The sequence below is a fragment of the Flagellimonas sp. MMG031 genome, from assembly GCF_040112705.1.
Taxonomy (GTDB): domain Bacteria; phylum Bacteroidota; class Bacteroidia; order Flavobacteriales; family Flavobacteriaceae; genus Flagellimonas.
This window is the reverse complement of the sequence record NZ_CP157804.1, coordinates 2481923-2493479: the sequence shown is the minus strand read 5'-3', so window position 1 is coordinate 2493479 and position 11557 is coordinate 2481923. Positions and strand designations below refer to the sequence as shown.

The window sequence follows — 11557 nt, the reverse complement described above, 5'->3', positions numbered from 1 at the left end:
CGTTTCATGACGGATTTTTCGCATTATCCAACATTGTTTGCGGGTCATCGATTTCTTTGAAATAGTACTCCAAAAACCCCGTTCTTTAAACTAGTATTAGTCCCAAATCGAAGTTAGACATGCATACAATATCAAAAATCATCACTTGGAAAAGGAATATCTTGGCCAGTGTAGCTGTTTTGGCAAGCCTTATAGTGTTGAGCTTTTATGGAGTGTACACCAATCAATTTTATTTTTTAAAGCCGGACAACTACATATTCCCACTATTGGCCTCCGTTCATTTTCTATACCTCTACGTGGTTTGGTTTAAAATTACCGAAGATGAACTTCCCGATCCGAAGATGCGCAATATCGAATATGTGCTCTATGCCATAATGATCGTATACCTTTTTAAAATATATGATAGCGTAGCTGTTTTAAATTCCATAGAACTCTACGGACAACACGTAATCCCAACTACTTTTAAGCCCATCGCGAAACTCTCCGTGGTACTCTACAGTATTTTACCGATTCTGACGCTTTACACCTTTTGGTTAAGGAAACGATTTGTGGGTGTCTATAATTTTGAGAACTACAACGACAACCTAAACATTTGGCAATAGCTTACAGGCCTCGGATATAGCTTCCATAAAGGTCCTTAAACTGATAACCTTGCTGAAAGCGGTGTTTGCTCAATTTTTTATAGGCCACCAAGCCCCAAAGCAGTAACTCTTTCAAGAAATATGCGTCCTCTCTTGAGGCATCGGGCTGGTACTCCTTTATCAGTTGGTTTAATGGGCCGATGGAATCCAATTTTGATTTATAATTGTGGTCTTTTTCATCATCCAATAAATCGAAACCTTCGCCGTCAAAGAACCAGCTCACCAATTCATCATATTCATTTTCTTCTTCCTTGCGCTGAAGCTTGTCGATTTTCGGGAAGTAATTTGGAAACAAGGATTTTATGGCATCTTCAATGAGGTTTTCGGCCACTGAGCCGGCTCCCTCCTGCTCTCCTTCATACACCAGTTCTATTTTTCCAGTAATTGAGGGCACCACACCCATAAAATCGCTCAAACGCAGTGTGGTCTTTTGGTCTCCAGCCATAATGGCCCTGCGTTCGGCAGTACTCAATAAATTTTCAAAAGCGGTGATGCTCATACGTGCACTTACGCCACTTTTAGCATCTACGTACTCACTTTTTCTAGCTTCAAAACTGATTTGTTCCAGCAAATCCATGGCGATTTCGGGAACATACACAAAATCAGACTGACGCTTATCTAGTTTTGCTTCCTGCTTAGTGATTTTTTTTGCCACCTCAATATTTTCAGGATAATGGGTCAATATTTGGGAACCAATCCTATCCTTCAATGGGGTGACAATACTGCCCCTGTTGGTATAATCTTCGGGGTTGGCCGTAAACACAAATTGAATATCCAAATGTAATCTAAGCTTGAAGCCTCTAATTTGTATGTCACCTTCTTGCAAGATATTGAACAACGCTACTTGAATCCTTGCTTGAAGGTCAGGAAGCTCGTTGATGACAAAAATACAACGGTTGGCCCTCGGTATCATTCCAAAGTGAATCACCCTGTCATCGGCGTAAGATAATTTTAGATTGGCCGCTTTAATGGGGTCTACATCTCCAATCAAATCCGCTACGGTTACGTCAGGAGTGGCCAATTTTTCATAGAAGCGCTCACTGCGATGCACCCAACTGATTGGCGTTTCATCCCCTTTTTCATTTATCAATTCGGTTGCAAATCGGGATATGGGCGCCAAGGGGTCGTCATGGATTTCGGAACCCTTCACAATGGGCATCCATTCATCCAAAAGCTGCACCATCAAGCGGGCCAAGCGTGTTTTGGCCTGCCCTCGTAGTCCCAATAAGTTGATATTGTGACGGGATAAAATCGCTCTTTCCAATTCTGGGATAACGGAATTCTCATATCCCCAAACCCCTTCGAAGACTTGTTCCTTTTTGGCTATCTTTTCCAAAAGGTTATCCCGAAGTTCATCCTTAATACTTTTACTGGTATAACCCGCCGCTTTTAGTTCGCCAAGCGTATTGATTTTGGTATGGTCCAAGTTCATATATTGTTTTATCCTTTTATTCTTCGTTTTCTATTCTGTTCGTAATCTTCAAAAATCATTTCGCCCAAACCTTTAAGGCCCGTGTAAAAGGCCTTTCCCTTGTTGGCTTTGGTAAATTCCCGTACAAACTGCATCAAATAAGGGTCTTCTGCGATCATAAAGGTAGTTATGGGAATATGGAGTTTTCGGGCCTGTTGTGCCATGGCATAGCATTTTTCAACAATGTATTCGTCCAATCCAACGCTATTTTTATAGTAGTCACCATTGGGAAGCCGCAGGCATGAAGGCTTTCCATCTGTAATCATAAATATTTGTTTGTTGGTGTTCCGTTTTCTGCGGAGCATATCCATAGCTAGCTGTAAACCGGCAACCGTATTGGTATGGTAAGGTCCCACCCTCAAATACGGCAAATCCTTGATGGGGATGGGCCATGCATCATTTCCGAACACCAAAATATCCAAGGTATCCTTTGGATATCGGGTTGTAATCAGTTCTGCCAGAGCCATCGCCACTTTTTTGGCGGGGGTAATGCGGTCCTCGCCATACAGAATCATACTATGGCTGATATCGATCATCAATACAGTACTCATCTGGGCCTTGTGCTGTGTGTCTTCTACCACCAAATCCTCCTCGCTCAAAGAAAAATTATCCAAACCGTGATTGACCTGGGCGTTTTTAAGGCTTTCCGTCATGCTAATATGTTCCAACGAATCCCCAAAACGGTACTCCCGGAACTCACCTGTATGCTCGTCGCCTTTACCGGATTTTCCTGTTTTATGGTTTCCGGAACCACTTCGTTTAATTTTTCCGAAGATTTGGTCCAAGGCCCGTTGACGCAGCATTCGCTCCAGTTTGGCGGTAATGGAAAGATTACCACCGCGACCACCGTTTTCCTCACCTTCTTCACCTTCGCCGCCTTGGGGATTATCCATATCGAATTCTTCACGGATATACCCCTTGGACTTCAAATCTTCTATAAAATCGTCGATGGTATAATCGTCGTCGGTAAGCTCGTATTCCTTGTCGAGTTCACGCAACCAGTCCAAAGCCTCCTCCACATCGCCCGAAGTATGGGTGACGAGTTCTTGGAAAATCTCAAATAGTTTTTCGAACGGAGTTTGGTCCGGAGCCTCGTATTTGGTAAAACGGAACCCTTTTCTTGTGTTCATAGCCATCACATAAATTTACGGTATTTCGCTGTAAAGGCTAAACGTTTAGAAAAAACTTAACGGATTTGTTTAATGCCGTTTTTCGAGGACTTGGGCGATATCGTTGAGCGAATAGCCCTTCGCCTGCAAAAGAATAAGGTAGTGAAACAACAAATCGGCACTCTCGTTTAAGAATAGCTCCTCGTTGTCGTCTTTGGCCTCTATTACGGTTTCCACAGCTTCTTCCCCCACTTTTTGGGCGATTTTATTGATGCCTTTTCGGAACAATGACGCTACATAGCTATCCGGATTCTCTTGGTCATTTTTCCTTGATTCGATCACAGCTTCCAAGGTGGATAAAAAACCATAACCTTGAACATTTTCCTCGGCCCAGCAGGTATCGGTTCCTTTATGGCAGGTAGGACCAACTGGATTCACCTTAACCAGAAGCGTATCGTTATCGCAATCCACTTGCATATCCACTAGGTTCAAAAAGTTCCCGCTTTCCTCACCTTTGGTCCATAATCGCTGTTTGGAACGGCTAAAAAATGTGACTTTCTGTGTTTCTTGGGTTTTTTCAAACGCTTCTTGATTCATGTAGCCGAGCATCAAAACATTTTTGGTTGTTGCATCTTGAACAATGGCCGGCACAAGTCCGTCTGAATTTTTATTGAAGTCTATTTGCATTTTGTATGTATTGTACGTGTCATATCGAGATGTCATCCTGAGCGCAGTCGAAGGAGCAGTCGAGATATGACAAACCTAATTTATATCCTTACCGGAATTCCTTCCTCCTTTAATTCTTGTTTGAGCGTATTGATTTCGATTTCCTTAAAATGAAAAACACTGGCAGCCAAAGCAGCATCAGCTTTCCCATCTTTGAAAGTGTCCGTAAAGTGTGAAATGGTTCCTGCCCCACCTGAAGCGATTACCGGAATATTAACCAATTCGGACAATTTGGCCAATGCGTGATTTGCGAAGCCATTTTTGGTACCGTCGTGGTCCATGGAAGTGAACAAAATTTCGCCTGCACCACGCTTTTCTACTTCCTTTGCCCATTCAAAAAGGTCCAATTCCGTGGGAACCTTCCCCCCTACCAAATGTACTTTCCATTGTCCGTTTATTTGTTTGGCATCAATGGCAACAACGATACATTGAGAACCGAATTTGGCGACCAATTCATTGATCAATTCGGGCCGTTTTACCGCTGATGAGTTGATGGAAACCTTATCGGCACCGTTTTTCAGCAGAATATCCACATCCTCTACAGATGAAATACCGCCACCTACCGTGAAGGGAATATTAATGGTCTCAGCTACATGATAGACCAGCTCTGCCAAGGTTTTTCTTTTCTCTTCGGTGGCCGAAATATCTAAAAAAACCAACTCGTCGGCACCTTCTTGGGCATAAATGGACGCCAGTTCCACAGGATCGCCCGCATCGCGTAAGTCCACAAAGTTGATTCCTTTTACAGTTCGTCCGTTTTTAATATCCAGACAGGGTATAATTCTTTTGGTGAGCATTTATTTTATATTTTTCACTATTATGAAAGGCTTGTCGTCACCCTGAACTTGTTTCAGGGTCTCACAGGTCATATATTAATGTGATGCTGAAACCTGCCTGCGGCAAAGGCAGGCGAGTTCAGCATGACGTGACGTTATTTATAATCAATAGTTTCTAAAGTTGGATTTTGTTCTTTAATCAAATTCATTTTCCAATCGTGATGCCAATTCTTCAACTGTTTTTCCCTTGCAATGGCTTGATTAATATCTGTATGAAGTTCAAAATAAACTAAATCAGTCAACTGATATTTGGCTGTAAACTTTGAACCCAAGCCTTCATAATGTTCTACAATTCTTTTCTTTAGGTTTGATGTTATGCCAATATAAAATGTGGTTCTGTATTTGTTGGTCATTATGTAAACATAACTATGTCTCATAGCATATCAGATTCCGAAACAAGTTCGGAATGACACTTTTTAAAGATATCGTCACCCTGAACTTGATTCAGGGTCTCACTTATATTTTTGATGAGATGCTGAAATGAATTCAGCATGACGTAATTCATCATTATATATTTTTAGTTTCATTCTTGGCATTTAGGTTGACACCTCCATAAAATGCCAAATCCTTATTTTTTAAAATCTTTGTCCAAAGCGCTATTTGCCCAGTGTGATAGGATAAATGTTCCGTGACGTGGATGATGTTCCCCACCCCGGAAAAGTTAAAGCCCTGAACATTGCGTTTGCGCAATAATTCATTGATGGGAGCATCATAAAACGCCCTTTTGGCATCGGACAACGTATCTTCCAATTTTTTCAACAATTCCGCTTTTGTGTAGCCCGATTCCGTTGAAAATTCCTCATCCCGTTTGCGCTCATCTTCCAAATTTTGAATGGACGCTATCCCATATTGGGTAATGTTTCCACACAAATGAAGGATAAGATTGGCAATACTGTTGCTCGATTCGTTCGGTTTTTCCCAAACCTGCTCTTCCGACAGTTGTTCCAAACAAATTTTGATCATGCGAAGGCTCTCGTTCATTCGATACCCTGCATTCCAAACCAATTCTTCCTGGAGTTCTTTTTCCTTATCCATTTTCAAGAATATAATGTTCCAATTGCTTTAAACTGATCTTGCCTTCATAAATGGCTTTGCCAATGATTGTGCCTTCACAACCAAGATCGGCAAGTTTGGGGAGTTCGTCAAAGGTGGAGATACCACCACTGGCAATTAAATTTAATCCTTTTTTGGTTTCGGACAGCATTTTTTGATACAAGTCAAAAGCAGGACCTTGCAACATGCCATCTTTGCTGATATCGGTACAGATTACATATTCAATTCCTTCGGATTGGTACTCTTGTACAAAAGGAATCAGCTCCAAGTCCGATTCTTCCTGCCAGCCCGATACGGCAACTTTTCCATGGTTCGCATCGGCTCCCAGAATAATTTTTCTGGCTCCGTAGGTCGACAACCAGCTCAAAAAGGTATCCCTATCCTTTACTGCAATGCTTCCACCTGTGATTTGATGTGCCCCGCTTTCAAAAGCGACGTGTAAATCATCTCCAGATTTTAGCCCACCCCCAAAATCAATTTGCAAATTGGTCTTTAGGGCAATGGTTTCCAGTACTTTGTAATTGACGATATGTTTGGACTTGGCCCCATCCAAATCCACCAAATGTAAATATTGGATTCCGTGGGCCTCAAATTCCTTGGCCACTTCCAACGGATTTTCATTGTACACTTTTTTGGTGCTATAATCACCTTTGGAAAGGCGAACGCATTTTCCATCAATGATGTCTATGGCCGGAATAATTCTCATACTTATATTTTTAGAAAATTTTGGAGAATCCCACTCCCCACCTCACTGCTCTTTTCTGGGTGGAACTGAACCCCATAAAAATTATCTTTCTGCAGCGCTGCACTGTATTCCACATCATATTCCGAAGTGGCAATGGTTTCCTTCCCAATCGGAGCATAAAAACTATGCACCAAATAGATATAGGATTTCTCTGGAATATTGGTGAACAATTTGCTGTTTAGATTTGAAATCTGGTTCCAACCAATTTGGGGCACTTTTACCTTGTTGGAAAATTTCACCACATCCAAATCAAAAATGCCCAAACCTTCGGTATTTCCTTCTTCAGAGGAGTGGCACATCAACTGCATACCCAAGCAGATACCCAAAACGGGCTGTTTCAGCGTTGGGATTAGCTTGTCCAATCCAGTAGCCCTTAACTTTGCCATGGCTGAACTGGCCTCCCCAACTCCGGGAAATATAACCTTGTCCGCATTGCGTATCTCTTCCGCATCATGGCTTAAAACCGCTTCAAAACCCAAGCGTTTTATGGCAAACATGATACTTTGGATGTTTCCTGCTCCGTAATCGATTATTACAATCTTCATTTATTCTATAATCTTTTGTCATTTCGAGCATAACTAGAAATCTGGATTTCTCAGTCGCAAGCTCCTTCGACATGACAGTTTTTATAGCATCCCTTTAGTGGAGGGCAGCACCATTTTTTCCGCATCTCGCTTCACCGCCATTTTAATGGACTTGGCAAAAGCTTTGAATATGGCCTCAATTTTATGATGCTCATTGGTGCCTTCTGCCTTGATGTTCAAATTGGCCTTGGCGCCATCTGTAAACGATTTAAAAAAGTGCATGAACATCTCAGTTGGCATATCGCCCACCTTTTCACGTTTAAACTCCGTATCCCAGACCAACCAGTTGCGTCCGCCAAAGTCTATGGCCACTTGTGCTAGGCAGTCGTCCATGGGCAAAGCAAATCCGTAGCGCTCAATACCAAGCTTGTTGCCCAATGCTTTGGAAAACAACTCGCCCAAGGCAATGGCCGTGTCCTCGATGGTGTGGTGTTCGTCCACCTCTAAATCGCCGTCCACTTTGATCTCCAAGTCCATTTGTCCGTGTCGGGCCAATTGATCCAACATATGGTCAAAAAAGGCTAAACCTGTATTGATATCACTTTTTCCGGTTCCATCGAGGTTGATTTTGATTTGGATGTCCGTTTCATTGGTTTTTCGGGATATTTCGGCTACCCGGTTTTCCAGTTTCAAAAATTCATAGATTTTTTCCCAATCGTTGCTTTCCAAAGCAATGTAGTCGTCCAATTCCCCGCGCTTTACAGTGATTTCATCGGTTCCTAAATGGGTTTCATCATTGATGAAGATTCCCTTGGCACCCAAATTTTTGGCCAATTCCACATCGGTCAATCGGTCTCCGATGACGAAAGAACTTTTCAAATCATATTCCTCTGAAAAATAGGCAGTCAGCAGTCCCGTGCCTGGTTTACGGGTGTTCGCATTATCTTTCGGAAACGTCCTGTCGATAAAAACGTTATCAAACACAACACCTTCATTTTCAAATGCTTTAATGATAAAGTTGTGAACGGGCCAAAAGGTATCTTCGGGAAAACTATCGGTTCCCAAGCCATCCTGATTGGTAATCATCACCAATTCATAATCCAATTCCTTGGCGATTTTACCCAAATACGTGAATACTTTGGGATAAAAAACCATTTTATCAAAGGCATCTATTTGCTCATCAACAGTTTCCTTGATGATGGTTCCATCACGATCAATGAATAGTACTTTTTTGCCCATCAGTTCAATTCTTTTAAAATAGCAATCAATTTTTTGTTCTCTTCTGGCGTTCCTACCGTAAATCGCAGTGTGTTTTCGCAGAGCGGTTGGGTACTTCGGTTTCGGACCACCACTTGTTTCTCTAAAAGTTGTTGGTAGCGTTTGTTGGCATCATCCACTTTGGCCAGTACAAAATTGGCGTCGGTAGGATACAATGCTGTCACAAATTCCAAATTTTTCAAGGCTTTGATCAATTCCTCCCTTTCGTCAAGGATTTGCTTCACCTCTTGTTTCACTAAATCCTGATGCAAAACGCGCTGTAAGGCTCGTTGCTGGGTCAATTGGTTGACGTTGTAAGGTGGTTTGATTTTGTTCAGTATTCCGATGATTTCTTCGGATGCATAGCATATCCCCAATCGGATGCCTGCCAGTCCGTATGCCTTGGACAAGGTCTGGGTCACGATTAAGTTGGGATACTGCTTGAGTTCGGATACCCAACTTTCATCGTTCGAGAAATCAATGTAAGCCTCATCAACCACCACCAAGCCATTGAACGATTCCAATAGTTCCTTGATTCCTTTTTTCTGAAAGGCATTTCCCGTAGGATTATTGGGCGAACAGATAAAAAGTAACTTGGAATTGGAATCCGCCACCTTCAAAATTTCAGTCACATTGGGTTCGAAATCCCGCGTCAACAACACTTCTCTGTTCTCCACCGCGTTTATACCTGCCAGCACCTTGTACATTCCATACGTTGGTGGCAAAGTGATAATATTGTCCTGATTCGGTTCGCAGAACGCCCTATAAATCAAATCCAATACTTCGTCACTGCCATTTCCCAATAAAATTTGCTGCTCCGTTAATCCTTTTTGTTCTGATAACACGGATTTCAGGCTCCGCTGATACGGGTCTGGGTAGCGGTTGACGCCATTATCGAAAGGATTTTCATTGGCATCCAAAAAAATCATCTCCGAGCCATCGGAAACGTATTCATCACGGGCCGAAGAGTACGGCTGTAGCTTACGAACCGATTCCCTCACCAATCTGTTTACATCGAAGCCTTCCATTATTTCAAACTTTTTAGTCTAAGGGTCACGGCATTTTTATGTGCCTGCAATCCCTCTGCTTCCGCCATCAATTCAATGGCACTTCCGATACCTTGGATGCCTTTTTCGGATATTCTTTGAAAAGTCATGCTCTTCATAAAACTGTCCAGATTCACGCCGCTATATTGTTTGGCGTAGCCATTGGTAGGCAGGGTATGGTTGGTACCCGACGCATAATCGCCTGCGCTTTCCGGCGTAAAGTTTCCGATAAAAACTGAACCGGCATTTATGGTGTTTTCCAAATAGTATTCCTCATTTTCCACACAAACGATGTAATGTTCAGGACCATAAGCATTGATGAGTTCCAAAGCTTCTTGGTCATTTTGGACCAAAATCAATCTGCTATTGCCTATGGATTTTCGTGCAATTTCTGCTCTTGGCAATTGTTCGATTTGGCTTTCAATCTCCTTTTCTACGGCTTCAATCAACTTTTCCGATGTGGAGACCAAAATCACCTGACTGTCAACGCCGTGCTCTGCCTGACTCAACAAGTCCGAAGCCACAAAGGATGCATTGGCAGAATCATCGGCAACGACCAACAGTTCACTTGGGCCGGCGGGCATATCGATTGCTACCCCGTATTTGGTGGCCAGTTGCTTTGCAACGGTTACATATTGGTTACCGGGGCCAAATATTTTGTACACCTTAGGAATGCTTTCCGTACCAAAGGTCATGCCGGCAATCGCCTGAATGCCTCCCACTTTAATGATTTGCGTTACGCCACACAATTGGGCGGTATATAAAATCGCTGGATTGATTTCCCCATTTTTATCCGGGGGGCTACAGAGCACAATTTCTTGGCAACCAGCCAATTTTGCCGGAATGGCCAACATCAAAATAGTGGAAAACAAAGGCGCCGTTCCTCCTGGAATGTACAATCCTACTTTTTGAATGGGACGCTTTTCCTGCCAACATGCTACGCCGGGCATGGTCTCAATTTCCAATTTGGGTGTTTTTTGTGCTGCGTGGAACTTCTCAATATTGGATTTGGCCAAATTGATAGCCTGTTTCAGTGCATCGGAGACCGCAAGGCTCGCTTTTTCCACTTCATCATCAGTTACCAACAGGGATTCCAACGTGACCTTGTCAAATTGGGCCGTATATTTTTTGATGACCGCATCTCCATCTGCCTGAACCTCTTTAAAAATACTGTTTACGATTTCCTCGATGTCGGTAACTGTCTGGGTGGGACGCTTTAAAACTTCATCCCATTCCATGGGTTGTGGATAGTTGATACGCTGCATTACAATACCATTTTTTCAATAGGACAAACCAATATTCCTTCTGCACCCGCTGCTTTCAGCTCGTCGATGACCTCCCAAAATGTTTCCCGATTGATTACGGTGTGCACCGAACTCCAACCTTCCTCGGCCAATGGCAATACCGTGGGGCTTCGCATTCCCGGAAGTATGGAAATGATTTGGTCGAGTTTGTCATTTGGGGCATTCATCAATACATATTTGTTCTGACGTGCCTGCAGCACCGATTTGATCCTGAATTGGATTTTTTTCAACAATTCTTTGCGCTCTTCCGAGATTGTGGGCGATACGGCCAAAACGGCTTCGCTGGTCAGCATCACTTCGACCTCTTTCAAATTATTTTTGAACAGGGTGCTTCCACTGGAAACGATATCGCAGATTCCGTATGCCAAACCTATGTTCGGGGCAATTTCCACCGAACCGTTGATGATGTGCAAATCTGCCGTAACACCTTTTGATGCCAAATACTCTTTCACTGTATTCGGGTAAGAGGTCGCAATCTTTTTACCTTCAAAATCCTTGATGGAATTGTAGGTTACACCCTTTGGGACGGCAAGGGACACACGACATTTGGAAAAGTTCAAACGTTCTGCGATGGAAATATCCTTTCCTTTTTCAATCAAAACGTTTTCCCCTATTATGGCGATGTCCACTACCCCATCCCTTAAGTATTGGGGTATGTCGCCATTGCGAAGGTAAAATACTTCTAAGGGAAAATTACGCGAGGTAGCTTTCAATTGGTCCTTCCCATTGTCGATGGAAATACCGCAATCTTTTAAAATGGCCAGGGAATCTTCATTTAAACGGCCACTTTTTTGAACAGCAATTCTAATTTTTGTCATTTTTCAATCGTTTTGTCCGAAAAACCA

The 11557-nt window shown here is 42.7% G+C and carries 13 protein-coding genes; 1 reads left to right on the top strand and 12 read right to left on the bottom strand.

The genetic code is table 11. From position 1 onward, the window contains the following. The first annotated feature begins 119 nt into the window (after window positions 1-119). Window positions 120-602: a hypothetical protein gene (locus tag ABNE31_RS11250; protein ID WP_349351188.1), complete on the top strand. Its 483-nt coding sequence runs from the start codon at window positions 120-122 to the stop codon at window positions 600-602. 1 nt (window position 603) lies between these two features. Here ABNE31_RS11250 and ABNE31_RS11245 read toward each other — a convergent pair whose 3' ends face one another. From ABNE31_RS11245 to hisG, 12 genes are all read right to left on the bottom strand, one after another. Further along, window positions 604-2073, bottom strand: a complete 1470-nt coding sequence (locus ABNE31_RS11245; RefSeq protein WP_349351187.1) for a magnesium chelatase — start codon at window positions 2071-2073, stop codon at window positions 604-606. A gap of 8 nt (window positions 2074-2081) precedes the next feature. After that, entirely contained in the window at window positions 2082-3248 is a 1167-nt protein-coding gene (locus ABNE31_RS11240; RefSeq protein WP_293284763.1) for a VWA domain-containing protein, read from the bottom strand. A gap of 63 nt (window positions 3249-3311) precedes the next feature. Continuing rightward, window positions 3312-3908, bottom strand: coding sequence for a bifunctional phosphoribosyl-AMP cyclohydrolase/phosphoribosyl-ATP diphosphatase HisIE (gene hisIE, locus ABNE31_RS11235; protein ID WP_179385770.1), 597 nt, complete (start codon window positions 3906-3908; stop codon window positions 3312-3314). Between the two features lie 80 nt (window positions 3909-3988). Continuing rightward, window positions 3989-4744 carry an imidazole glycerol phosphate synthase subunit HisF gene (gene hisF / locus ABNE31_RS11230; RefSeq protein ID WP_349351186.1) on the bottom strand — a complete coding sequence of 252 codons (756 nt, stop codon included), beginning with the start codon at window positions 4742-4744 and terminating at the stop codon, window positions 3989-3991. Between the two features lie 134 nt (window positions 4745-4878). Beyond that, window positions 4879-5160: a GIY-YIG nuclease family protein gene (locus tag ABNE31_RS11225; RefSeq protein WP_349351185.1), complete on the bottom strand. Its 282-nt coding sequence runs from the start codon at window positions 5158-5160 to the stop codon at window positions 4879-4881. 130 nt (window positions 5161-5290) lie between these two features. Continuing rightward, complete coding sequence (locus ABNE31_RS11220) at window positions 5291-5818, bottom strand: DinB family protein (protein ID WP_293284768.1); 528 nt, start codon at window positions 5816-5818, stop codon at window positions 5291-5293. Next, entirely contained in the window at window positions 5811-6542 is a 732-nt protein-coding gene (gene hisA, locus ABNE31_RS11215; protein WP_349351184.1) for a 1-(5-phosphoribosyl)-5-[(5-phosphoribosylamino)methylideneamino]imidazole-4-carboxamide isomerase, read from the bottom strand. The genes ABNE31_RS11220 and hisA overlap by 8 nt, the downstream gene beginning before the upstream one ends. A gap of 2 nt (window positions 6543-6544) precedes the next feature. After that, complete coding sequence (gene hisH, locus ABNE31_RS11210) at window positions 6545-7126, bottom strand: imidazole glycerol phosphate synthase subunit HisH (protein WP_349351183.1); 582 nt, start codon at window positions 7124-7126, stop codon at window positions 6545-6547. Window positions 7127-7207: 81 nt separating this feature from the next. Beyond that, entirely contained in the window at window positions 7208-8344 is a 1137-nt protein-coding gene (hisB, locus tag ABNE31_RS11205; RefSeq protein WP_349351182.1) for a bifunctional histidinol-phosphatase/imidazoleglycerol-phosphate dehydratase HisB, read from the bottom strand. After that, window positions 8344-9390, bottom strand: a complete 1047-nt coding sequence (gene hisC, locus ABNE31_RS11200; protein ID WP_349351181.1) for a histidinol-phosphate transaminase — start codon at window positions 9388-9390, stop codon at window positions 8344-8346. The genes hisB and hisC overlap by 1 nt, the downstream gene beginning before the upstream one ends. Next, complete coding sequence (hisD, locus tag ABNE31_RS11195; protein ID WP_349351180.1) at window positions 9390-10673, bottom strand: histidinol dehydrogenase; 1284 nt, start codon at window positions 10671-10673, stop codon at window positions 9390-9392. Before hisD ends, hisC begins: the two co-directional genes overlap by 1 nt. After that, complete coding sequence (gene hisG / locus ABNE31_RS11190) at window positions 10673-11530, bottom strand: ATP phosphoribosyltransferase (protein ID WP_179385762.1); 858 nt, start codon at window positions 11528-11530, stop codon at window positions 10673-10675. The genes hisD and hisG overlap by 1 nt, the downstream gene beginning before the upstream one ends. Window positions 11531-11557: the final 27 nt, after the last annotated feature.